General features: G+C 58.9%; 23 protein-coding genes. 10 read left to right on the forward strand and 13 right to left on the reverse strand.

Annotation, left to right across the window (positions count from 1 at the left end):
• Positions 1–42 precede the first annotated feature (42 nt).
• Positions 43–612: an elongation factor P gene (locus ACM6IR_RS19270; protein WP_007943632.1), complete on the reverse strand. Its 570-nt coding sequence runs from the start codon at positions 610–612 to the stop codon at positions 43–45.
• Positions 613–660: 48 nt separating this feature from the next.
• On the reverse strand, positions 661–1803 hold the full coding sequence (earP, locus tag ACM6IR_RS19275; protein WP_414909166.1) for an elongation factor P maturation arginine rhamnosyltransferase EarP: 1143 nt from the start codon (positions 1801–1803) through the stop codon (positions 661–663).
• Positions 1804–1927: 124 nt separating this feature from the next.
• Here earP and ACM6IR_RS19280 point away from each other — a divergent pair, with 124 nt between their 5' ends.
• Positions 1928–2338, forward strand: coding sequence for a hypothetical protein (locus ACM6IR_RS19280; RefSeq protein ID WP_414909167.1), 411 nt, complete (start codon positions 1928–1930; stop codon positions 2336–2338).
• Positions 2339–2340: 2 nt separating this feature from the next.
• Positions 2341–2823, forward strand: coding sequence for a GreA/GreB family elongation factor (locus tag ACM6IR_RS19285; RefSeq protein WP_414909168.1), 483 nt, complete (start codon positions 2341–2343; stop codon positions 2821–2823).
• Positions 2824–2842: 19 nt separating this feature from the next.
• Here ACM6IR_RS19285 and cysB read toward each other — a convergent pair whose 3' ends face one another.
• The 5 genes from cysB to ACM6IR_RS19310 all read right to left on the reverse strand — a co-directional run bounded on the left by cysB (position 2843) and on the right by ACM6IR_RS19310 (position 6799).
• Complete coding sequence (gene cysB, locus ACM6IR_RS19290; protein WP_201117884.1) at positions 2843–3817, reverse strand: HTH-type transcriptional regulator CysB; 975 nt, start codon at positions 3815–3817, stop codon at positions 2843–2845.
• Between the two features lie 113 nt (positions 3818–3930).
• Complete coding sequence (locus tag ACM6IR_RS19295; RefSeq protein ID WP_414909169.1) at positions 3931–4434, reverse strand: universal stress protein; 504 nt, start codon at positions 4432–4434, stop codon at positions 3931–3933.
• 94 nt (positions 4435–4528) lie between these two features.
• Positions 4529–5434, reverse strand: coding sequence for a 5'-nucleotidase (locus tag ACM6IR_RS19300; protein WP_414909170.1), 906 nt, complete (start codon positions 5432–5434; stop codon positions 4529–4531).
• Between the two features lie 25 nt (positions 5435–5459).
• Positions 5460–6416, reverse strand: a complete 957-nt coding sequence (locus ACM6IR_RS19305) for a putative 2-dehydropantoate 2-reductase (protein ID WP_414909171.1) — start codon at positions 6414–6416, stop codon at positions 5460–5462.
• A complete protein-coding gene (locus ACM6IR_RS19310) occupies positions 6413–6799 on the reverse strand; it encodes a thioredoxin family protein (protein ID WP_414909172.1) in 387 nt (128 codons plus the stop codon). Before ACM6IR_RS19310 ends, ACM6IR_RS19305 begins: the two co-directional genes overlap by 4 nt.
• Between ACM6IR_RS19310 and ACM6IR_RS19315 the strand changes: the two genes are divergently transcribed.
• Positions 6798–7241 carry a PilZ domain-containing protein gene (locus ACM6IR_RS19315; RefSeq protein WP_414909173.1) on the forward strand — a complete coding sequence of 148 codons (444 nt, stop codon included), beginning with the start codon at positions 6798–6800 and terminating at the stop codon, positions 7239–7241. The genes ACM6IR_RS19310 and ACM6IR_RS19315 overlap by 2 nt on opposite strands.
• Positions 7242–7369: 128 nt before the next feature.
• Positions 7370–8446, forward strand: coding sequence for a 3-deoxy-7-phosphoheptulonate synthase (locus ACM6IR_RS19320; protein WP_414909174.1), 1077 nt, complete (start codon positions 7370–7372; stop codon positions 8444–8446).
• Between the two features lie 80 nt (positions 8447–8526).
• Here ACM6IR_RS19320 and ACM6IR_RS19325 read toward each other — a convergent pair whose 3' ends face one another.
• Positions 8527–8808 carry a GNAT family N-acetyltransferase gene (locus tag ACM6IR_RS19325; RefSeq protein WP_019692933.1) on the reverse strand — a complete coding sequence of 94 codons (282 nt, stop codon included), beginning with the start codon at positions 8806–8808 and terminating at the stop codon, positions 8527–8529.
• Between the two features lie 632 nt (positions 8809–9440).
• Here ACM6IR_RS19325 and oprI point away from each other — a divergent pair.
• A complete protein-coding gene (gene oprI, locus ACM6IR_RS19330) occupies positions 9441–9692 on the forward strand; it encodes an outer membrane lipoprotei OprI (RefSeq protein WP_003199355.1) in 252 nt (83 codons plus the stop codon).
• A gap of 124 nt (positions 9693–9816) precedes the next feature.
• Here the strand turns inward: oprI and ACM6IR_RS19335 are convergent, their stop codons facing one another.
• The 3 genes from ACM6IR_RS19335 to ACM6IR_RS19345 all read right to left on the reverse strand — a co-directional run bounded on the left by ACM6IR_RS19335 (position 9817) and on the right by ACM6IR_RS19345 (position 11847).
• The gene (locus tag ACM6IR_RS19335; RefSeq protein ID WP_414909175.1) at positions 9817–10788 is read right to left on the reverse strand and encodes a L,D-transpeptidase family protein; all 972 of its coding nucleotides are present in this window, start codon (positions 10786–10788) and stop codon (positions 9817–9819) included.
• Positions 10789–10891: 103 nt separating this feature from the next.
• On the reverse strand, positions 10892–11185 hold the full coding sequence (locus tag ACM6IR_RS19340) for a hypothetical protein (protein ID WP_003226812.1): 294 nt from the start codon (positions 11183–11185) through the stop codon (positions 10892–10894).
• 56 nt (positions 11186–11241) lie between these two features.
• Positions 11242–11847, reverse strand: a complete 606-nt coding sequence (locus ACM6IR_RS19345) for an arylesterase (RefSeq protein ID WP_414909176.1) — start codon at positions 11845–11847, stop codon at positions 11242–11244.
• A 10-nt stretch (positions 11848–11857) separates the two neighbouring features.
• Between ACM6IR_RS19345 and ACM6IR_RS19350 the strand changes: the two genes are divergently transcribed.
• Together ACM6IR_RS19350 and ACM6IR_RS19355 are read left to right on the forward strand one after the other, a co-directional pair.
• Complete coding sequence (locus ACM6IR_RS19350) at positions 11858–12541, forward strand: ABC transporter ATP-binding protein (protein ID WP_414909177.1); 684 nt, start codon at positions 11858–11860, stop codon at positions 12539–12541.
• Complete coding sequence (locus ACM6IR_RS19355) at positions 12541–15045, forward strand: ABC transporter permease (protein WP_414909178.1); 2505 nt, start codon at positions 12541–12543, stop codon at positions 15043–15045. Before ACM6IR_RS19350 ends, ACM6IR_RS19355 begins: the two co-directional genes overlap by 1 nt.
• 99 nt (positions 15046–15144) lie before the next feature.
• Here the strand turns inward: ACM6IR_RS19355 and greB are convergent, their stop codons facing one another.
• The gene (gene greB / locus ACM6IR_RS19360) at positions 15145–15618 is read right to left on the reverse strand and encodes a transcription elongation factor GreB (RefSeq protein WP_414909179.1); all 474 of its coding nucleotides are present in this window, start codon (positions 15616–15618) and stop codon (positions 15145–15147) included.
• A gap of 260 nt (positions 15619–15878) precedes the next feature.
• The gene (locus ACM6IR_RS19365; RefSeq protein WP_414909180.1) at positions 15879–16841 is read right to left on the reverse strand and encodes an isopenicillin N synthase family dioxygenase; all 963 of its coding nucleotides are present in this window, start codon (positions 16839–16841) and stop codon (positions 15879–15881) included.
• Between the two features lie 417 nt (positions 16842–17258).
• Between ACM6IR_RS19365 and hutH the strand changes: the two genes are divergently transcribed.
• The 3 genes from hutH (at position 17259) to ACM6IR_RS19380 (ending at position 21462) form a co-directional block, all read left to right on the forward strand.
• Positions 17259–18788 (forward strand): histidine ammonia-lyase, encoded by a 1530-nt coding sequence (hutH, locus tag ACM6IR_RS19370; protein WP_414909181.1) that lies wholly within the window; start codon positions 17259–17261, stop codon positions 18786–18788.
• 96 nt (positions 18789–18884) lie between these two features.
• Positions 18885–20081 (forward strand): alpha-hydroxy acid oxidase, encoded by a 1197-nt coding sequence (locus tag ACM6IR_RS19375; RefSeq protein WP_414909182.1) that lies wholly within the window; start codon positions 18885–18887, stop codon positions 20079–20081.
• A gap of 4 nt (positions 20082–20085) precedes the next feature.
• Entirely contained in the window at positions 20086–21462 is a 1377-nt protein-coding gene (locus tag ACM6IR_RS19380; RefSeq protein WP_414909183.1) for an FAD-binding oxidoreductase, read from the forward strand.
• Positions 21463–21582 lie beyond the last annotated feature (120 nt).

A 21582-nucleotide genomic window follows, 5' to 3' on the forward strand; every position in this document is an offset into this window, starting at 1 on the left:
GCCCGACTCAATGGTCGGGCTTTTTCATTCCTGAAGCTGTGCTTATTTAGCACGGCCTTTGTAGGAACCGCCTTCGCGGGTATCGATCTCGATCATGTCGCCGATTTCGATAAAGTCAGCCACCGACAGTTCGGTGCCGTTCTTCAGTTTGGCAGGCTTCATTACCTTGCCGGAAGTGTCGCCGCGAGCGGAACCTTCGGTGTAGTCAACCTGACGCACGATGGTGGTCGGCAGTTCTACGGAAACCAGACGCTCTTCGAAGAAGATCGCTTCGCAAACATCGGTCATGCCTTCTTCAACGAAAGGCAGAACGGCTTCGATGTCTTCAGCGTTCAGCTCGTACATGGTGTAGTCAGTGGTGTCCATGAACGTGTAGGTGTCGCCGCTGATGAAGGACAGGGTCGCTTCTTTGCGGTCGAGGATTACGTCGTCCAGTTTGTCGTCAGCGCTGTAAACGATCTCGGTCTTGTAACCGGTCAGCAGGTTTTTCAGCTTGGTCTTCATGATCGCGCTGTTACGACCAGACTTGGTGAATTCAGCTTTCTGAACCAGCCAAGGATCGTTTTCGAGACGGATCACGGTACCGGGTTTCAGTTCTTTACCAGTTTTCATTGCGAATATCCGAATTTGGATGGGATTTACATAAATCTAGGCCGCGTATCATATCCAATTTAGGTAAAACTGTACCAGCGCTGCGGCAAGATCCGCCTGCAAGCCCTGTTCCAGACACCACGCTTCGGCATGATTTTGCAGTTCCGGCCCGTGTTTGCGGGTCGATTGCCAATGCTCGGTCATTGTCTCACCGGCATTCCAGGCCCGCCATAGACCGCTGATCGCTTTGCTGGCCGGCTCAGAGAGGCCTTTTACATAGAGCGAAAGGAACGCTTCGAGCTTGTCCAGATGAATGTCTTCATCCTGCCGGTAGATGTGCCAGAGCAGCGGTCGCCCCGCCCATTGCGCCCGGATAAAGGAATCTTCACCGCGCACCGCATTGAAATCGCAACTCCAGAGCAACCGGTCATATTGCTCCTGTCGGACGAACGGCAACACTTGCACGGTCAGGGCATCGCGCACGTGTACCGCGCCGGCACTCAGTGCCTCTACCCCGAGCCAACGCTCGACATCGCCGAGAATACGACCTTCCGGCACCAGCAGATGAGTGGGTGTCGAGTCACCCGCCATTGCGTCGAGCCAACTGGCCAGCCCGGTATTTTCGTAGGCAAACAGTGAGATCAACTGTGCCCCCTGCGCGCGATCAATCCCTAAACCTTGCAGGAAGGCTCGCTGAGCCTCGGGATCCTGTTGAAACTGCCGACGCTGCTCGAGCAAGCCGTTTTCACGCAGCAGCCCACCCGTGCCTTTCTGGAACCCCGGAAAGAAAAAGAATTTCTGCACACTTTTGTACTTGACCGACGGCAAGCCGTGGCAGCCGATGACCCAGTCCTCGGCACTCAGATAGTCGAGGTTCATCCACAGCGGCGGCTTTTCCCGCTCGGCCATGGCGTCCATGTAGGCACTGGGCAACTGACAGGCGAACGCGGCGATTACCACATCAGCGGCTTCCGCAGGTTGCCAGTCGGTCACCCATTGCCGCACCTCGACGCCCTGCTGCCACTGCTGTGCGACGTTGATGTCGATAGCCGGGCAAATGCGTTCGAACGCTCGCAGGTCATCGACCCATAAACGAACCTCTACTGAGTGTTCGGCCACCAATTGGCGGGCCAGACGCCAGGTCACACCGATGTCGCCAAAGTTGTCGACCACCGTGCAAAAAATATCCCAGCGGGTTTTCATTTCAGGCATTCCAGGCTCCCGTTGGCAAAGGCGCCGATTGTCCGCATAAATTACCCTGCGCAGAAGAGCCGACGGCGATTAATCTTCATGCGACAATCGCCACTCGTCCGCGACCATTCGCCAGGAGGCAGTCATGCCCTACCGCCCCAACCCCCGCCGCCCATTGCCCATTCAGCTCAATGCCCTGCGACTGACCGGTAGCATTGCCCTTGGTTTGTGGCTGGGTTTCCTCGCGATCGCACTGACCTGCTGGCTCGCCTCTCGCCTGTTGTTCAGCGAGCAACTGGCGCCGGTCGCACAAGTCGTGGAGCAACTGGCCAAACCGCCTGTGGTAGAGCAGCCGGTGCCGGATATTCCGCCACAGAGTCCATTGTTCGATCAATACGAAGAGAACCTGCGCAAGAACGAGCAACAGCAACGACTCGATCAGGCACGCAGCACCAGCCGTAATCTGTCCAACCCAAAATGCCAGTTCTGGTTGCAACAGGATCACAACGCGCCGAGCGAAAAAAGCCGCGCCAATGTCCTGCAATTCTGCGATTGATCATGAATAAACAAACGGTCCATCAACTGATCCTCGACAAACTGCGGGTCGATCTCGACATCGCCGAACGTGCTGCGCAAACCGCGTACGAAACCGCGACCCACGAAGAAAACATCGCCGAAAACAAGTACGACACCCTGGGCCTGGAGGCGTCTTATCTGGCCGCCGGACAAGCCAGGCGCGTGGAGGAAATCAGGCAGTCGTTGACGCTGTGCCAGAACCTGACACTGCGCCCTTATGACGAACAGCGCGGTATCGAAGTGGGCGCGCTGCTCGGCCTGGAAGACGAAAAAGGTCGTGAGCAGTGGTTGTTCCTGGCTCCCGACGCTGCCGGTTTGAAAGTCGATCTGGTGGGGCAATGGATTACTGTCATCACCCCTCGCTCACCGCTGGGCAAAAGCCTGCTGGGCAAGTTCGAAGGGGACGAGGTGGACATTTTGGTGGCCGGCACCCGGCAACAGTTTTCTGTCACCGAGGTCGTTTGAGCCGAGGCAGGACACCCCATTAATGGACCGGCAATTCGACGCCGTCGAACAGTTCTTCCAGTTCCTGCTTGTTGTGGCACTGGATGGCTTTGGCCATGACTTCGCGGGTCAGGTGCGGGGCGAACTTTTCGATGAAGTCGCACATGAAGCCACGCAGGAAAGTGCCGCGACGGAAACCGATTTTGGTGATGCTGGATTCGAATAGATCACTGGCGTCGAGCATCACCAGGTCGCTATCGAGTTTGGCATCGACCGCCATTTTGGCGACGATACCCACGCCCAGACCCAATCGAACGTAAGTCTTGATGACGTCGGCGTCGGCAGCGGTGAACACCACTTTTGGCGTCAGGCCGCGATGGCTGAATGCTTCGTCGAGTTTCGAACGGCCAGTGAAACCGAAGACGTAAGTCACGATCGGGTATTCGGCCAGGGCTTCGAGGGTCAGCTTTGACAGCTTGGTCAGCGGATGGCCTTGTGGCACGACCACGCAGCGGTTCCAGCGGTAGCACGGCATCATCACCAGATCACCGAACAGTTCCAGGGCTTCGGTGGCGATGGCGAAATCGACGGTGCCGTCAGCGGCCATTTCGGCGATCTGCATCGGCGAGCCTTGATGCATGTGCAGGGCGACGTCCGGGTATTGCTTGATGAACGCACTGATCACTGGAGGCAACGCGTAACGCGCCTGGGTGTGGGTGGTGGCGATCGACAGGGTGCCTTTTTTCTCGTTGGAGAATTCCTGGGCGATCTGCTTGATGCTTTCAACCTTGCGCAGAATTTCGCCGGCGGTGGTGATGATGCGCTCGCCGGCCGGGGTCACGCGGGTCAGATGCTTGCCGCTGCGGGCGAAAACCTCGACCCCCAGTTCGTCTTCCAGCAGACGGATCTGCTTGCTGATGCCCGGTTGCGATGTGTAGAGGCTTTGGGCGGTAGCGGAAACGTTGAGGTCGTGGTGCGCCACTTCCCAGATGTAGCGCAATTGTTGAAGCTTCATATGTATCCCTCAAAGCAGGTAGACGCCACGGGCATCAGCGACGGTATATAACTATATTAATGGTTTGAAGAATAAATCTAGAACTTTTTTATCAAACTGCCACTATCCGCGTTCTAGCGATCCTCTTGGCGACGACGCTCCACCAGCGGCACCAGATAGACCGGCACCCGAGCCAGTTGCAACACGCGCGTTGCGGTCCTGCCCAAAGGCGTTTCCGCCCCCACCCCGTGGCTATGACTACCTACGATCAGCAAATCCACCGAGAGTTTCTGCGCCTGGTCGAGAATCACCTGCGCCGGGTCCCCCTGAATCACCCGAACCGCCTGTATCCGCTCCAGGTCCTGCGCTCCCTCGCCTCCCAGTTCTTCACGAAAACTGTCAAGCACCCGCTGCTCGATACTGGCAATGACCGTGTTCAGGCCCTGACTGTGAAACTCGTTCAACGCCTGTTCATCGAGGTAACTCTGAAGCACCGACTCGGCGAACAATCCCATGGGTTCCACCGCATGCACCACGTACAAGTCAGCATTGAATGTCCGCGCCAGCGCCAGGGCATGTTGCATCACTAGTGGTGCGTACAGGCCGAGGTCAGTGGCGTACAGTATCGACCCAATCATATGACCTCCTCGCGTGCCAACATGGCGGAGATTGATTCAGCTTAGCAGTGCCTTGGCGAGTACGGCGTTTCGTGCAACGCATTGAACCGTGGGCTTAAACCTTTTGCTCGTTGCTTATGCCATGCGGCACGTGGCCAGTGGCGACCACCTCGCGGGCCAATTCGCAGTGGCCGGCCTGATCGTCGAAAAACACGTCAGCGGCAAAGGCTTCGAGAAATGCCGACTTGGTCAGGCCACCGAGGAACAACGATTCGTCCAGACGAATGTCCCATTCGCGCAATGTGCGGATCACCCGTTCATGGGCCGGCGCTGACCGCGCCGTGACCAGGGCGGTGCGGATCGGACACGCGTCCTCCGGAAACTCGCGCTGCAACACGTTCAGGGCGGCAAGGAAGCCTTTGAACGGGCCTCCGCGCAACGGCTCACGAGCAGCCTCACGCTCACTGGCCTGAAAGGCTTCCAGCCCTCCAGCCTGGTAAACCCGCTCCGATTCGTCGGAAAACAGCACCGCGTCACCGTCGAAAGCGATGCGCAATTCATCGCTGGCGGCACGGCTGGCACCGCCCGACAGAATGGTCGCAGCGGCGAACCCGGCATCCAGTGCACTGCGTACGTCCTCGGCATGGGTCGAGAGAAACAGATCACAACCAAAGGCCTTGAGGTACGGATAAGGACTGCGTCCGCCGACAAACGCCGCTCGGGAGATCGCCAGTCCATAGTGGTGGATCGAGTTGAACACCCGCAGCCCGGTGTCGGCACTGTTGCGTGACACCAGGACCACCTCGACCCGGGCCCGGCCGAGGCTGGTATTGAGGTTCAGGAGTTTTTGCACCAACGGGAATGCATCGCCGGGTTCAAGGATTTCGTCCTCGTGTTCGATCTGATATTGCCGATAGGCCTCGACACCGCTCGACAGATAGACCTTGTGGCTCTCACTCAAATCGAACAGTGCCCGCGAAGAAATCGCCAGCACCAGTTTGTCGTCTATGCCCTTTGCCATGCCCTTTTCCCTCAGGTTGATCGACTCAAGTGTTGCGTCGATCGATAAAACTCAAGCTGCGATACAACGCTTCGATTCGCGGCAACTCACATCCCGCGGCGTTGGCGGCCGCCAGTGGACGGGCATAAATCGCAGCCAGTTCCAGCGGTCGCTTGTGCAGAAAATCGTGGTACATGCTCGGCCAGTAATCCGGCATCTTCTCGGTCACCATGAACAGATGATCGGCATAACCGGCCGGTATGACGTGACCGCAGGCTGTCGCCCCCTGAACCACTTCGGCCATCAATGCCTTGATCAATTCCCGGCTGTCGACATCCGCCATCAGCGGCGTGGTGCTTGCCCCGAGCAGCACCGACAGACCGTTGTAAGGGATATTCCAGACCAGTTTTTGCCAACGTGCCTGATGCAGGTTCGCCATGGATTGCGAATCGATGCCGGCAGCGCGGAAGAACCCGGCGCCCTCCTCCACAATCGCTGTGCACGTCGTTTCATCGGTTGCGGGACCGCTGTGGTAGCCAACATGCACCGCGCCGAGCGCCTGATGGGTGATGACGCCAGGTTCCTCGCGATGTACGCAGATGTAGCAGAGCCCTCCGAGCAAATGCAGCGAATCGGGGAGCCATTCGCGCAGGCTGTCTTCGACGTCCAGGCCATTTTGCATCAGCAGCACTTTGGCACCGGGGGCGGCGACTTGACGGATCATCGGTGCGAGGTCCGCGTTACTGGTGGTTTTCGCGCCCACCAGCAACCAGTCGCAGGGCGGCATGTCTTCGGCGCTCGAATAGGCCTGAACCGGGTTCAACGTCAGCGCGCCATGGACCGCGCTATTGACCTGAAGCCCTCGCTCAGCCACCGCTGAAAACTCGCTGCGCAACAGAAAGTGCACATCGAAGCCGGCACGCGCCAACATCACCCCGTAGAAACCGCCGATAGCACCGGTTCCGATAATACCGATTGTCGGTTTGGCAACTGCTCCCATCATGGCAACTCCTCTGCAATTCGATTCAGGGCCTGACCCACGGCGGCATTGAGCTCAGTGCAGGTCAGGCGCGATTGAAGTAGTCCGAAGAACTCACCGTCGCGCACCACAAACAGCGCCGGCAAATGAAAGACCTGATAACGCTCGACCACTCCGCCATTGTTTCCCGCATCGATCCAGCACAACTGATCGACCTTCAGGTCGAGTCGTGGCAATTGCTCACGGGCAAAACGGCAACCGGCGCAGCCAACACTGGTGAAAATCACCAGCGATACCCCGTTCATTGCCAGCAGCCGCTGGTCGGCGTCGAAATCGGTCAGTTCCCATTCGACCACTATACTGGGAGGAACAATGTCAGATGGCCGACACATGGAGTCCGTGTTCATGGGACGTTTTCTTCCTCACCCTGACGATGTGCCTGTCGAATTAACGTTGCTCACGCATGAGTGCATATCGCGGCAACGGCTGCACACTATCAGCCTCGGGGGCATGGCTTGCAATTACCACCGCGCCTGGCGCCACGGTACAGCGCTGGAAGTGCGCATGCCGACCTTGAATCCCGACTTGCGTTTTCTAGGCTATGTGGCCTGGTGCCTGCGACGAAAGCGCGGCTATCTGGTGGGCATTGCCTTTGTGGATGAGCAGATGCTATTCAGTGCCCGAATGGGCGAGCAGGTGTGTCAGATCGAACATTACCGCCGCCTGCACGACGCGCACAAAGATCTGCAGGATACTCAAGCCCTGGCGCTCGAATGGGTCCAGGAACATGCCCTCGAGTTCTCCCACGACACGGTTCGCAAGGCATTTGCACAGCCAGTGCTGGATTAAACCCGTGTCTGCCCATTGTCGAGCAGGCGCGTAACGCGCTAAGGTTCGGCTCCCCGACGCGCTTAATTTGCTGTGCTCCGCCGCGCGGGTTCGCTGGCGGCCGGCACCCGTGACCTGACGAGTAAACGATGGCTGATTTACCGATCAACGACCTAAACGTCGCCTCCAACGAGACGCTGATCACTCCCGATCAGCTCAAGCGTGATATCCCTCTGAGCGACGCTGCCCTGCGCACCGTCACCAAGGGTCGCGAAGTCATTCGCAACATTCTTGACGGCACTGACCACCGCCTGTTTGTCGTCATCGGGCCTTGCTCGATCCACGACATCAAGGCTGCCCACGAATACGCCGAGCGCCTGAAGGCGCTCGCGGCCGAAGTGTCCGATACCCTGTATCTGGTCATGCGCGTGTATTTCGAGAAGCCACGCACCACGGTCGGCTGGAAAGGCTTGATCAACGACCCGTACCTGGACGACTCCTTCAAGATTCAGGATGGCCTGCACATCGGTCGCCAATTGCTGCTGGACCTGGCCGAGATGGGCTTGCCGACTGCGACCGAAGCCCTCGACCCGATCTCCCCGCAGTACCTGCAGGACCTGATCAGCTGGTCGGCCATCGGCGCACGCACCACCGAATCCCAGACTCACCGCGAAATGGCTTCCGGCCTGTCCTCGGCTGTCGGCTTCAAGAACGGCACCGACGGTGGCCTGACCGTGGCGATCAACGCCTTGCAATCGGTTTCCAGCCCGCACCGTTTCCTGGGCATCAACCAGGAAGGTGGCGTATCGATCGTCACGACCAAGGGCAACGCCTACGGTCACGTCGTGCTGCGCGGTGGCAACGGCAAGCCGAACTACGATTCGGTCAGCGTTGCGCTCTGCGAGCAAGCGCTGAACAAAGCCAGGATCAAGCCGAACATCATGGTCGACTGCAGCCATGCCAACTCCAACAAGGACCCGGCCCTGCAACCGCTGGTGATGGAGAACGTCGCGAATCAGATCCTTGAAGGCAACCAGTCGATCATCGGCCTGATGGTCGAAAGTCACCTGAACTGGGGCTGCCAGGCGATTCCGAAAGACCTCGCCGATTTGCAATACGGCGTGTCGATCACCGATGCCTGCATCGACTGGTCTGCCACTGAAAGCACCTTGCGCAGCATGCATGCCAAGCTCAAGGATGTGCTGCCCAAACGCGATCGCAGCTGATAGCGCTGCTCTGCAGACAAAAAAACGCCGGGCTAAACCCGGCGTTTTTTTATGCGCTTGATTCTTGAAAGGTCACTGGCTCAGAGCTTGGCAGCATGGCGTTGGTGACGCTCCATGTAGCGCTCCACGTAGGAGCACGACGGAATGACTGTGTAACCCATTTCCTCAGCGTATTGCAGTGCCTGCTCGGTCAATGCAGCCGCAATGCCCCGGCCACGCAGTGCGTTGGGCACAAAGGTGCGGTAAATATCCAGGGTCTGCTTCCCCAGGTCCATATAGGTCAGGTAGGCACGATGACCGTCCACATTGGTCTCGAACTGATGACCCGCCTGGTCATGGTGGATGGACAACGCCTCGCTCATCACTACTCCTCGCGGGTCTTGAATTCTGACCCCTACCTTACCGATGTTTTTCCGGCGAAGGAACATCTACGCCACCCCGTGCCTGAATGGGCACCGAGAAGAGCCGCACCAATCTCGCGCAACCGGGCACGTACAAATAGTAGGCACCATTGGCAAAAATGCTCAAGGTACACTCGTCATCATGCAGGTTGGCAGGTACTGCTCCGGGTCACGCAGGGACGGCTCGCCCGAAGATTTCTGCGGGGCGACAGCCTGAACATTGCCGGACATTGAGACGAGCGCCCTTTCTTAAAGTCACCTCTACATGGATAAAGATATGAGAGGCAGCGCGCAAAATCTGAACCAAAGTATAGACGAATCCATGTAGCTAGACTTTAGCCAAGACCGAAAAAAGCATCGGCGACGACGCGCAGTTTTTCCATGGCGGATCGCTCAGCTCGGGCCTCGTAGCTGGATATTTTTTAAGCAATTGCAGTTAAAAGTTGCTCGAAAAAGAATCAACGCCTACAATTTTTTTGGCTTCTTGCTTTACGTCAGTTTACTTACGACAAGTAATGGGTAGTATGTACGCCGGCTAATTCCTCACTCTGAGGAGATAGTCACTTAATAGAAAGTCCTTGAAGGGGAACACGATGAACAACGTTCTGAAATTCTCTGCTCTGGCCCTGGCCGCAGTTCTGGCTACCGGTTGCAGCAGCGCATCGAAAGAAACCGAAGCACGTCTGACCGCTACTGAAGACGCAGCAGCTCGCTCCCAGGCTCGTGCAGACGAAGCTTACCGTAAAGCTGATGAAGCTCTGGCTGCTGCTCAAAAAGCACAACAGACTGCTGACGAAGCTAACGAGCGTGCTCTGCGCATGCTGGACAAAGCTAGCCGCAAGTAATAATCCTTCGGGATTGTTATTAAGCCGACCCGTTTTTTGGGTCGGCTTTTTTATTGCCCGGTGTTTGGTACAGGTAATAAAAAACCCACCGACGCGGTCAGCATCGGCGGGTTTCTTTCAAGCGTTACTGCAGCGGGTCGATCGGCGCACTCGTCACCAACGGCGCGGAAGTATTGGGCACAGCGATTTCCACCGGCATCCCGTCTTCAGCGGCAACAACATCACGCACCACATCCCAGTTCATGCGCAGGTTATTGGTGATGTCCTCACGCTTGAGCATCGCGTTGATCACCGCTGTGTGCTTGTCGACCACCGACGGGTTGCCGTTATCGTCCAGCGGCGTGTGCGCTTCAAGATAGACCTTGCCGCCACTCTTGCCGAACTTGTACGGGTCGTTGATGATTCGCACCGACGTACCGATCGGCACCATGCCCGCCATTTCCAGCACGTTGTTGTTGAACATCCGGAAGCAGCCATGGCTGGTGCGCATGCCGATGCCGAATTTTTTGTTCGAACCATGAATCAGGTAGCCCGGAGTGCCCAGGCTGAACTTGAACGGCCCCAGAGGGTTATCAGGACCGGCCGGCACCACATTCGGCAAAGGGTCACCATCGGCGGCGTGCTCGGCCTTGATGGACGCTGGAGGCGTCCAGGTCGGGTTAGGCGTTTTTGCGGTGATAGTGGTGTGGGCGATTGGCGACCCCCAACCCTCACGACCGATCCCCAGCGGGAAGGTGTACACCACGTTCCGGCCTTTCGGATAGTAGTAGAGGCGGTATTCAGCCAGGTTGATCACGATACCTTCACGCGGACCCGGCGGCAGGATGAAGCGGGTCGGCAGAATGATTTCGGTGCCGGCGCCCGGCAACCAGGCGTCGATGCCCGGGTTGGCCGCGACCATTTCCGAATAGCCCAGATCGTAAGTGGTACCAAGGTCGGCGAAGGTATCTTCGTACTTGGACTTGATGACCTGAACCTGGCCAACGATGTCTTCACCGGGCGGTGGTAGAGGCAGCTCCAATGCTGCAACGGGACCGGCCACACAAAAGGCGGCAAGAGTCAGGCAGCGGGTGACGGCAGGAAAGCGCGGCAACATCCGGAAAATCCTTCGCATGATCGACAGAGGGAATAAAAACGCGATTGTACACTGGCGTCTGAAATTTCGGGGAGTTGGCCGATAGCAAGCTATCTTTGAGGCGTCAAAGCTCGAAGCGCAGCTCTGGCCAGATCGGCGATGTGCCGCGTTTTTGCGACTCCAGGATAGCGCGGCACAAGGAGCACAGGCGCTGGTCCTGGAATACCCGGCGGTCGACGCTCGACCAGCGCGGCTGTGCCGGTAGCAGGCTGCCGCACAAGGTTCGGTCCGCTGAACCACCCAGCTCCAGCTGACGTGTCACCAGATGTACCCGCACTTCCTGGCAGGCGAACAGATCCAGCTGTTCGTCAGGCTCGATCAGTTGATAGGCAAAAAGTGACCAGGCGGGACGCGGCATCGGGGGCTCCAAATCGGGGGCGCCACCTTAGCCGAAAGCCTGCCCTTAGAAAAGTGTCATAGCAACGGTTTTAGCGTAGGCCAGACATTTTCCAGCAACTTGTCCTGAGCCACCGCAGCCGGGTGCAGGCCGTCGGCTTGCATCAAGTCTGGATGACCGCCGACACCGTCGAGAAAAAACGGCACCCACGGGATCTTTTTTTCGTTGGCGAGGTTGCTGTAGACCTCGGCAAAGGCCTTGGTGTAGCGAACGCCGTAGTTGGGTGGCAATTGCATGCCGAGCAGCAGCACTTTGGCACCGCTGGCGCGAGAACTGTCGATCATCGCTGCAAGGTTTTGTTGCAATTGGATTGGCAGCAACCCACGCAGCCCGTCATTACCGCCCAATTCGAGGATCACCAGCTCAGGCTTATGCTCCGCAAGCAGCGCAGGCAGGCGCGCCTGGCCTCCGGCACTGGTGTCGCCGCTGATGGACGCGTTAACCACCTTATCGTCGAAACCTTCACGCTTGAGCCGTTGCTCGAGCAAAGACACCCACCCCAAGCGGGTATCCAGCCCGAAACCCGCGCTGATACTATCGCCAACGATCAGGACTGTACCCGCCGCTGCGTTCTGGGCCATGCACATCAAGGCCAGGCCAGCACTCAAAAACCACACACGCATCGGATTCTCCATGGGCGCAAGCATTCTCACCGCGAAGAACCTCAGCAAAGTGGTACCCAGCGCGGAAGGTGAACTGACTATCCTGCACGAACTGAGCCTGGAACTGAACAAGGGCGACAGCCTGGCCATCGTCGGCGCGTCCGGTTCCGGCAAATCCACCCTCCTTGGCTTGCTCGCCGGTCTCGACTTGCCGAGCAGCGGCGAAGTCACCCTCGCCGGGCAAGTCCTGAGCAACCTCGATGAAGACCAACGCGCACGCATTCGCGCAGAACATGTCGGCTTTGTCTTTCAATCATTCCAGTTGCTCGACAGTCTCAACGCCCTGGAAAACGTCATGCTGCCGCTGGAGCTCGATGGCCGAAAAGACGCCCGCGAGCGCGCCACCGAACTGCTGCAACGGGTCGGGCTGGGGCAACGCCTGACCCATTCACCCCGCCAGCTCTCCGGCGGCGAACAACAACGCGTGGCGATTGCCCGGGCGTTTGCCGCCGAACCCGACGTGCTGTTTGCCGACGAGCCTACCGGCAACCTCGACAGCCACACCGGCGGACGCATCAGCGATCTGCTGTTCGAACTGAACCAGGAACGCGGCACCACCCTGGTGCTGGTGACCCACGACGAACGCCTGGCACATCGCTGCCGGCGCCTGATCCGCCTTGAAGCCGGCCTGCTGGTCGCCCCTCTGGAGCCTTGATGGCACGCCTGCCGCTGTTGCGCCTGTTCAGTCTCGCCATTCGCCAATTGCTGCGCGACGCCCGCGCCGGTGAGTTGCGGGTATTGTTCTTCGCCCTGGTGGTGGCCGTGGCGGCGAGTACTGCCATCGGCTACTTCGGCGCCCGCCTCAACGGCGCAATGATGCTGCGGGCCACAGAATTTCTCGGTGCCGACCTGCTGCTGGAAGGCAGCTCACCAGCCCGGCCCGAACAGATAAGAAGCGGTACCGATCTGGGCCTCGAACATGCTCAGGTAGTGGAGTTCTCCAGCGTTATCGCCACCGACAACGGCATTCAACTGTCCAGCATCAAGGCAGCCGATGATGCCTACCCACTGCGCGGCGAACTGAAAAGCGCTCCCGAGCCCTACGCCCCGGAAGTAGCCGGTGGTGGACCGAAACCCGGCGAAGCCTGGGTCGAAGCGCGCCTGCTGACCGCGCTGGATTTGAAGATCGGCGACAGCATCGACGTCGGTATGCGAACCCTGAAACTGGCTCGGGTGCTGACTTACGAACCGGATCGCGCCGGCAATTTCTACAGCCTGACGCCGCGGGTGCTGATCAATCTCAGTGACCTCGCAGCGACGGGTGTGGTGCAACCCGGCAGCCGGGTCAGTTACCGCGAACTCTGGCGCGGCAATGCCCAGGCACTGGAAATCTATCGTCAACTGATCAAGCCCGGCCTCGCGGCCAACCAACGCATACAGGATGCACGCGACGGCAACCGGCAGATCGGTGGCGCCCTGGGCAAAGCCGAACGTTACTTGAACATGGCCAGCCTGGTGGCGGTTCTACTGTCCGGTGTGGCGGTGGCGCTATCAGCGACGCGCTTCGCCACCCGCCGATTCGATGCCAGTGCATTGTTACGATGCCTGGGCTTGTCCCGTCGGGAAACCCTGGCGCTGTTCAGTGTGCAACTGGCGGTCCTCGGACTGCTCGCCAGCCTCAGCGGTGCATTGATCGGCTGGGTGGCGCAGCTCGGGCTGTTCGCACTGTTGCATGATTTGTTGCCGACCGATATTCCACCGGGCGGTCTGTTTCCAGCCATCGCCGGGATTGGCACCGGGCTGGTGGCGCTGGCCGGTTTTGCGTTGCCACCACTAGCTGCGCTGGGTCGCGTTCCACCGTTGCGGGTATTACGTCGGGACATGCTGCCGATCCCTTCCAGCACCTGGATGGTCTATGGCGCGGCACTGGGCGCACTTGGACTGATCATGTGGCGCCTGAGCCTGGACCTGGTGCTGACCTTCGCCCTGCTCGGCGGAGGCGTGATCGCCGCGCTGCTGTTGGGTGGCTTGCTGCTACTGCTGCTGAAAAGCCTGCGCCGGATGCTGGCGCGCGCCACCTTGCCGTGGCGACTCGGTCTGGGCCAATTGCTGCGCCATCCATTGGCGGCCGCGGGACAATCCCTGGCCTTCGGTTTGATTCTGTTGTCCATGGCGTTGATCGCCTTGTTGCGCGGTGAGTTGCTGGACACCTGGCAAAATCAGTTGCCGAAAAACGCGCCGAACTATTTCGCCCTGAACATTCTCCCGGCGGACAAACAGGCATTCACCGACCGCCTGATCGAAATGTCAGCACAATCGGCGCCGCTGTACCCGGTGGTGCCGGGGCGACTGATCAGCATCAACGGCGAGCCGGTACAGGAAATCGTCAGCAAGGATTCGGCCGGTGATCGAGCGATCCAGCGTGACCTGAGCCTGACCTGGGCGGCGGACTTGCCGGCGGGTAACACGCTCACCGCAGGCAAATGGTGGACCGAACAAACGCCGGATGAGATACCCGGCGTGTCGGTGGAAGGCAAAGTTGCCGAAAGCCTGAAACTCAAGTTGGGCGACCATCTGGTCTTTAGCGTCGGCGGGGTCAATCGCGAAGCGAAAGTTACCAGCCTGCGAGCCATTAACTGGGACAACTTTCAGCCGAACTTCTTCATGATCTTTCAGCCGGGGACGCTGAAGGATCTGCCTGCCACCTACCTGACCAGCTTTTATCTGGCGACGGGACATGATCAGCAGATCGTCGATCTCTCCCGCAGCTTCCCGGCAGTCACCATTTTGCAAGTCGAAGCCTTGCTGGAGCAGCTACGCAGCATCCTCGCCCAAGTCACACTGGCGGTGGAGTACGTGTTGTTGTTCGTGTTGGCGGCGGGAATGGCCGTGTTGTTTTCCGGCTTGCAGGCGACGCTGGATGAACGCATTCGCCAAGGCGCGCTGTTGCGGGCGCTGGGGGCCGAGCGGCAGTTGCTGGTCAAGGCCCGGCGGATCGAGTTCGGTTTGCTCGGAGCGGTCAGTGGGTTGTTGGCGGCGCTGGGTTCTGAGCTGGTGAGCCTGGTGCTCTACCGCTACGCCTTCGACTTGCCATGGCATCCGCATACGTGGCTGTTGATGCTGCCACTGATCGGCGCTGCACTGATCGGCGGGGCCGGCGTGTTCGGCACACGTCGCGCGCTGAACGCCAGCCCACTGACAGTCTTGCGCGAGGGCTGATAAATTCAAACGCGGGTTAAAATGGCCCGCCCCATGCAAAAACGACAAAATCGTTAATAATCAAATAGATATAATTAGTATTAGTGCTAATTCGGCCTACTATTTCTCATAAACTATTTCGTTGATCCACCAGCACGTCTCGCCATTTGGGGTCTGAACAACGGCCTCATCACCCACCTCTTTTTTTAGCAGTGCCCGCGCCATCGGCGAATCGATGGAAATGTAGTCGTTGCGCCCATAGATCTCGTCGTAGCCGGCAATACGAAAACGTTTCACATCCCCGGCATCGTTCTCGATCTCAACCCAGGCGCCGAAGAAAACGCGCCCCTCCTGCTCCGGTGAATACTCGACGACCCTCATATCCTCGAGTCGTTTTCGGATGTACCGAACACGTCGATCTATTTCGCGAAGAAGCTTCTTGTTGTACTGATAGTCGGCATTTTCACTTCGATCGCCTAACGAGGCCGCCCAGGTAACCTTCTGAGTAGTATCCGGGCGCTTCACTCGCCAGAGGTGATCCAGCTCATTTTTTAGAGCTTCAAAACCATCTTTCGTAATCAACTTCGTACTCAAATAGCACCTCGATCGGAGGGATTACCTTGCTGACTTAGGCCTTGCAGAACACGAGCCAGCCTCAGCGTCGCACCTGACGCTTCTTTCAGTTCCATTTTTTGTCTCGCAAAAGCAACGATAAAGCGTCATCGCACAATATATGACGACAACCTATATTGTGCGATGCCAAATGCCGAGGCGCTTCCAATGCGCAAGGTTCATGAAGAGTCGTGGGCATTAAAACTGCACGGACTCCTGACTCGTGAATCAGCGACTCGGCACTAGTGTTTTTTACGGTAAGCCATTGAGTCATCTATACGCTTGAGAATGTAGTCTCCCGCGGCCACCGGCTGATAAAGGCTCTGTGCCCGGTCGATACCCAGATCGCAGGGATCGACTGTGGCGCTGTAAGTCGGGTCGTAGAACGTCGCAATGGAGTAGCGCTCATGGCCTGAAGAGTTGATGACCCGGTGCAGGGTCGAACGAAAACGATTGTTGGACCAATGCGCCAACAAGTCTCCGACATTCACCACCAGACTGCCCGGGATCGGCGTGGCCTCGATCCATCGATTGGAGCCCAACTCGCGCACTTGCAAACCACCGCTGTTGTCTTGATAAAGCAATGTTATGCAGCCGTAATCCGTATGAGGCGCTACCCCGAACTGATCAGCCTCGGCTTGCGGCGGTTGCGGCGGGTAATAGACCATCTGCGTGCGCTGCAGAGGCTTGGTGTACTTATCCGTGAAGAAGTCTTCTTCGATACCCAACCCGGCAGCCACCGCCTTCAGCAGATCCGCTCCGGCCTTTGCGATTTCCGAGTAGTACTCAGTCAGTGCTTCGCGCAGCTGCGGCATGAAGGCTGGCCACTGATTCGGTCCACGCAGAGCCTCACCGGCGAGTACACAAGGATCATCCTCCGCAAGCTCCAGCCCAATACTGAAGAACTCCTTGTGATCGGGTTTAGTGGCTTCATACATGGTCGCACCACCCAACGCATGCCAGCCTCGATGCCGCTTGTTCACCGCCACCTGGCGCTTGACCTCGGCCGGATAGGCAAAGAACTGCCTGGCTGCCGCCATGGCGGTGTCGATCACCGTTTGCGGTACACCGTGATTGATGATGTAGAAGAAGCCGGTTTCGCTACAGGCTTCTCGAATGGCGTCACCGGCTCGACGAATACTCGCCTGATCACCTTCGCGGACACCGGACATATCGATCAACGGCAGATTGGTGCTAGAGGTCATGCTCACTCCTGAGTACGTCGTGCATACAGTCGCGGGATGAAGGTTTCGTCAGTGAATGACTAACCGGTATATACAGCATAAAGCATTTACTATGCCGCCCAACCAGGCACTCGCTTGCAAGCCTCTGACTAAAGCGAATCCCCCTTTTCAATCTCGACAAAAAACCGAAAACATCCTGTTACCCATTGGTTTCCCTCGGCCCCAGCAGGGGGCAGAGTGACCGAACCTGGTGCAACCTTTGGTTACAGCATTGAACAAAGTGCAGCCCTCGCTTGATTCTTTTGTCGTGGACAAACCGCGTCTGGAACGCTACTCAGCGACCGAAACCGGAATTATGGCCTGCATCTTGCTCTACCTGTATATACAGGAACATATAGCCACCCTATTTCCCACCACCCTGACCTCAGGACACTCTCAATGCACGTATCGTTGCAGCTCAAACCCGGCCAACTCACCCTCGATCAATTGCGCGCCATTTACCAGTTGCAAAGCCCTTTCGAACTGGACCCGGCTGCACGCGACGTTGTCGATGCGAGTACTCGTACGGTAGACGAGATTATCGCCAACCAACGCACGGTGTATGGCATCAACACGGGGTTCGGCCTGCTGGCACGGACCTCCATCGCCACCGAATCGCTGGCCAAGCTGCAACGCAACCTGCTGCTATCGCACTGCACGGGCACCGGCCCGTTACTCGATGACGCCAGTGTCGGCCTGATCATGGCGCTCAAGGTCGGCTCCCTCGCCCGTGGTTTTTCCGGGATCCGCTGGGAAGTCATTCAGGCCTTGAGCAAGCTCTATGCCGCCAGGGTTTATCCTTGCATACCATCACAAGGGTCCGTCGGCGCATCGGGCGATCTGGCGCCATTGGCGCATATGTCTGCGGTGCTGATCGGCGTCGGCCGAGTGCGTCATGAAGGCCGTGAAATGGATGCGGTCGAAGGCCTGGCGATTGCCGGCCTCGAACCGATGGTGCTGGGCCCGAAGGAAGGCCTGGCGCTGATCAATGGCACCCAGGTTTCGACGGCGCTGGCCTTGCGTGGTCTGTTCGCCTGCGAAAAGCTGTTCAGCGCAGCGGTAGTCGCCGGCAGCCTGAGCGTGGAAGCACTGAAAGGCTCTGACGTGCCTTTTGATCCGCGAATCCAGGCGGTTCGCGGACAACCGGGGCAAATCGACGTGGCGTTGTTCTACCGCGAACTGCTGGCCACGAGCCAGATTCGCGAATCCCATCGCGACTGCGACCGGGTGCAGGACCCGTATTCGCTGCGCTGCCAGCCCCAGGTCATGGGTGCGTGCCTGGATCACATGCGATTCGCCGCCGGGGTGTTTCTGCGTGAAGCCAACGCCGTTTCGGATAACCCGCTGGTGTTCTGCGCGGACGGAGACGTGCTCTCCGGCGGCAACTTCCACGCCGAACCGGTCGCCATGGCCGCCGATGTGCTGGCCTTGGCCATTTCCGAAATTGGTGCGCTGTCTGAACGCAGGATCGCCCAACTGGTTGATCCGGCACTCTCGGGCCTGCCGGCTTTTCTGGTGCGCGAAGGCGGGTTGAATTCCGGCTTCATGATCGCTCAGGTTACCGCTGCTGCCCTCGCCTCGGAGAACAAGACCCTCGCCCATCCAGCCTCGGTGGATAGCCTGCCGACGTCGGCCAACCAGGAAGACCACGTCTCGATGGCGACCTTTGCGGCACGTCGTTTGCTGGACATGGCCGGTAACAGCAGCGCCGTAGTCGCCATCGAACTGCTGGGTGCGGCTCAAGGCGTAGATTTGCATGCCCCACTGCAGACCTCGGAAAAACTCGGCGAAGTGCTGACGATGATTCGCCGCGAAGTCGCGCATTACGATGAGGACCGCTACTTCGCCCCCGACATCGCCGCCGCACGGGCCTGGGTCGAAAACGCAGCGTTCACTCGCTGGCTGCCTGCCGAACGTCTATACACCTGATGTGTACACCCCCGGCTCTGTAAACCTGAGCCGAACCCGTTCGCTGCGGCGTTGCTGCAGCGAACACTTATTCTTTCGTAGCCGATGGGAAGTGCCATGCGTCGCTATTACTCAGGCCCCGATTTTCGTCGAGCACAGAGCATTGCCGAGTTGGCAGCGATGGCCCGTCAACGCTTGCCGCATTTCGCCTGGGAATACCTGGAGGGCGGTGCCGAGGAAGAACTGACCTTGCGCCGCAACCGTCAGGGCTTTGCAGATATCGCCCTGCTGCCCCGGACCCTGGTGCCCTGCTGCGTGACGCAACCCCAGTGCTCGCTGTTTGGCCGAGCGCTGCCGCTGCCCATCGCCATCGGCCCCACCGGCTACAACGCCATGCTCTATCGTGATGCCGATATTCACCTGGCTCGGGCCGCTACGGAGCTCGGCCTGCCCTTCACCCTGAGCACCGTTTCCACCAGTTCCCTGGAACAAGTGGTGGCGGCAGTGCCTGAGGTAAATCTCTGGTTCCAGCTGTATTGCCTGCGCGACCCCAAGATCCAGGAAGACTTGTTGCTACGCGCCAGCGCCGTGGGTTGCACGACCTTGTTGTTGACCAGCGATGCCGTGCTGCTGGGCAATCGGGAGTGGGATAAACGCAACTTTGTCCGCCCCCGGCAACTGAGCCTGCGCAACAAGCTCGACGTGTTGAATCATCCACGCTGGATGGCCCAGGCGCTGTGGCCCCATGGCCTGCCGAACCTGGGCAACATCGAACGTTATCTGCCACCCGAGCAACGCAACATCGAAGGTGCGGCCCATTTCATCGGCAGCCAGATGGACACCGGGCTCGACTGGGACGCCCTCGCCCGACTCCGCGACCGCTGGCCACAACGGCTGCTGCTCAAAGGGGTGTTGCACCCGGCCGATGCCGAGAAAGCCGTTGCGCTGGGCCTCGATGGACTGGTGGTGAGCAATCACGGAGGCCGGCAACTGGACGGCGTTCCCGCCAGCATCGACTGCCTGCCGGCGATTGCCGCCGTGGCCAAAGGCAAGCTGACGCTACTGCTCGACAGCGGCGTGCGCCGTGGCACCGACATTCTCAAAGCCTGCGCCCTTGGTGCCGATGCAGTTTTGCTCGGGCGCGCTACTTTGTATGGAGTGGCTGTCGGCGGACAAGCAGGTGCCCGCCATGCCCTCGACCTGCTCGCACAAGAGTTGCGTTTAGCCCTGTCATTACTCGGTACGCCGGACCTGAACCAGCTCGACTGTCGCCAACTGTGCGCGATGCCTTCCACTTCTCTCACCGTGAGTTGAACCGATGAACGATCTGCAACAGACCCTAGAAAAGCTGCGCCAGGCGCTGGGCGATGCCGCGGTGGTGACCGGTGCCGATATCAGTCAACGGCATTACAGCGACTGGACCGGTCACGCACCAGCCTGCCCTGCCGCGCTGTTGCTGCCGCGCACCACGGAGCAGGTCGCAAGCGCCTTGCGCATCTGCAATGACGCAGGGCAATCGGTGGTGCCCCAAGGCGGAATGACCGGTTTGGCGGGTGGCGCAGTGCCTCGCGAGGCGGACATTGCCCTGTCCCTTGAGCGTCTGCGCGGCATTGAAGAAATCGACCCGGCGGCGGCGACCATCAGCGTCTGGGCCGGCACTACGCTGGAGGAGATTCAGCAAGCGGTTCTCGAGGCCGGCTTTGTGTTCCCGCTGGATCTCGGCGCTCGTGGTTCATGCCAGATTGGCGGCAACATCGCCACCAATGCTGGCGGCAATGCGGTGATCCGCTACGGCATGACCCGAGATCTGGTACTCGGGCTGGAGGTGGTGCTGGCCGATGGTCGAGTGCTCAACCTGCTCAACAAAATGATCAAGAACAACTGCGGTTATGACCTGAAACAGTGCTTCATCGGCAGCGAAGGCACCCTTGGGGTGATCACCCGTGCGGTATTGAAACTGGCCCCGACACCCGGCGAAACCACCACATTGCTCTGCGCCCTGCCCGATTACCCCAGTGCAGTCAGCCTGCTGCGCCGGGTGCAGCGCAGCGTCGGTACTCCGCAAGCCTATGAACTGATGTGGCAAGACTTCTTCCGCCTGGGAGTTTCCTGGCTGGAGAACCCGACACCCCCAATGTCGCTGGATCATCCGCTGTATGTATTGCTCGAGTCAGCCGGCCCACGGAACCTGCTTGAAGAGACACTGGAGGAGGCCTTTGCCGCCGGTGAAGTGGTTGACGCGGTACTGGCCAGCTCCCAGACCCAGGCCCGGGCACTCTGGAAGATCCGTGAAGCGACCGGCGAATTTCCCCTGCGCATGACCCCGTTGAACTTCGACGTCAGCCTGCCCATCGGCTTGATCGGCGACTTCGCCGAACGCTGTCGCCAGCGCCTTGAGCAACGTTGGCCGGGAAACCACAGTGTGTATTTCGGCCACATCGGTGACAGCAACCTGCACCTGACGGTCGACTGCGCCTCCTTGCCCCAACCCGCCCCCATCCTGGAAGTCGAAGAGCTGGTTTACAGCGCGGTCGGCGAACTGGGCGGCTCGGTCTCGGCCGAACATGGCATCGGCCTGCTCAAGCGCGAGTTTCTCCATCACTCGGTCAGCCTCGAGGCCCGCGAGGCGATGCAGCAACTCAAGGACTGCTTCGACCCCAAGGGCATTCTCAATCCGGGAAAAATCCTCGGTTGAGTCGCTATTCAAGCTGTATATACCGCTATGGCACGTTAACTGCTGTAGCGGTAATGAATCACCCGTAATACATAACTAGAACCAACACACACCATAAGCATCGCTGTACCTGACGAAGGA

Source organism: Pseudomonas sp. IT-P253 (assembly GCF_949768125.1).
Lineage (GTDB): Bacteria > Pseudomonadota > Gammaproteobacteria > Pseudomonadales > Pseudomonadaceae > Aquipseudomonas.

What these genes read in the sequence shown, in the direction of transcription:
- ACM6IR_RS19270 (WP_007943632.1), bottom strand. Translation starts at nt 612, where the DNA reads ATGAAAACTGGTAAAGAACTGAAACCCGGTACCGTGATCCGTCTCGAA.
- earP (WP_414909166.1), bottom strand. Translation starts at nt 1,803, where the DNA reads ATGCCTGAAATGAAAACCCGCTGGGATATTTTTTGCACGGTGGTCGAC.
- ACM6IR_RS19280 (WP_414909167.1), top strand. Translation starts at nt 1,928, where the DNA reads ATGCCCTACCGCCCCAACCCCCGCCGCCCATTGCCCATTCAGCTCAAT.
- ACM6IR_RS19285 (WP_414909168.1), top strand. Translation starts at nt 2,341, where the DNA reads ATGAATAAACAAACGGTCCATCAACTGATCCTCGACAAACTGCGGGTC.
- cysB (WP_201117884.1), bottom strand. Translation starts at nt 3,817, where the DNA reads ATGAAGCTTCAACAATTGCGCTACATCTGGGAAGTGGCGCACCACGAC.
- ACM6IR_RS19295 (WP_414909169.1), bottom strand. Translation starts at nt 4,434, where the DNA reads ATGATTGGGTCGATACTGTACGCCACTGACCTCGGCCTGTACGCACCA.
- ACM6IR_RS19300 (WP_414909170.1), bottom strand. Translation starts at nt 5,434, where the DNA reads ATGGCAAAGGGCATAGACGACAAACTGGTGCTGGCGATTTCTTCGCGG.
- ACM6IR_RS19305 (WP_414909171.1), bottom strand. Translation starts at nt 6,416, where the DNA reads ATGATGGGAGCAGTTGCCAAACCGACAATCGGTATTATCGGAACCGGT.
- ACM6IR_RS19315 (WP_414909173.1), top strand. Translation starts at nt 6,798, where the DNA reads ATGGGACGTTTTCTTCCTCACCCTGACGATGTGCCTGTCGAATTAACG.
- ACM6IR_RS19310 (WP_414909172.1), bottom strand. Translation starts at nt 6,799, where the DNA reads ATGAACACGGACTCCATGTGTCGGCCATCTGACATTGTTCCTCCCAGT.
- ACM6IR_RS19320 (WP_414909174.1), top strand. Translation starts at nt 7,370, where the DNA reads ATGGCTGATTTACCGATCAACGACCTAAACGTCGCCTCCAACGAGACG.
- ACM6IR_RS19325 (WP_019692933.1), bottom strand. Translation starts at nt 8,808, where the DNA reads ATGAGCGAGGCGTTGTCCATCCACCATGACCAGGCGGGTCATCAGTTC.
- oprI (WP_003199355.1), top strand. Translation starts at nt 9,441, where the DNA reads ATGAACAACGTTCTGAAATTCTCTGCTCTGGCCCTGGCCGCAGTTCTG.
- ACM6IR_RS19335 (WP_414909175.1), bottom strand. Translation starts at nt 10,788, where the DNA reads ATGTTGCCGCGCTTTCCTGCCGTCACCCGCTGCCTGACTCTTGCCGCC.
- ACM6IR_RS19340 (WP_003226812.1), bottom strand. Translation starts at nt 11,185, where the DNA reads ATGCCGCGTCCCGCCTGGTCACTTTTTGCCTATCAACTGATCGAGCCT.
- ACM6IR_RS19345 (WP_414909176.1), bottom strand. Translation starts at nt 11,847, where the DNA reads ATGCGTGTGTGGTTTTTGAGTGCTGGCCTGGCCTTGATGTGCATGGCC.
- ACM6IR_RS19350 (WP_414909177.1), top strand. Translation starts at nt 11,858, where the DNA reads ATGGGCGCAAGCATTCTCACCGCGAAGAACCTCAGCAAAGTGGTACCC.
- ACM6IR_RS19355 (WP_414909178.1), top strand. Translation starts at nt 12,541, where the DNA reads ATGGCACGCCTGCCGCTGTTGCGCCTGTTCAGTCTCGCCATTCGCCAA.
- ACM6IR_RS19365 (WP_414909180.1), bottom strand. Translation starts at nt 16,841, where the DNA reads ATGACCTCTAGCACCAATCTGCCGTTGATCGATATGTCCGGTGTCCGC.
- hutH (WP_414909181.1), top strand. Translation starts at nt 17,259, where the DNA reads ATGCACGTATCGTTGCAGCTCAAACCCGGCCAACTCACCCTCGATCAA.
- ACM6IR_RS19375 (WP_414909182.1), top strand. Translation starts at nt 18,885, where the DNA reads ATGCGTCGCTATTACTCAGGCCCCGATTTTCGTCGAGCACAGAGCATT.
- ACM6IR_RS19380 (WP_414909183.1), top strand. Translation starts at nt 20,086, where the DNA reads ATGAACGATCTGCAACAGACCCTAGAAAAGCTGCGCCAGGCGCTGGGC.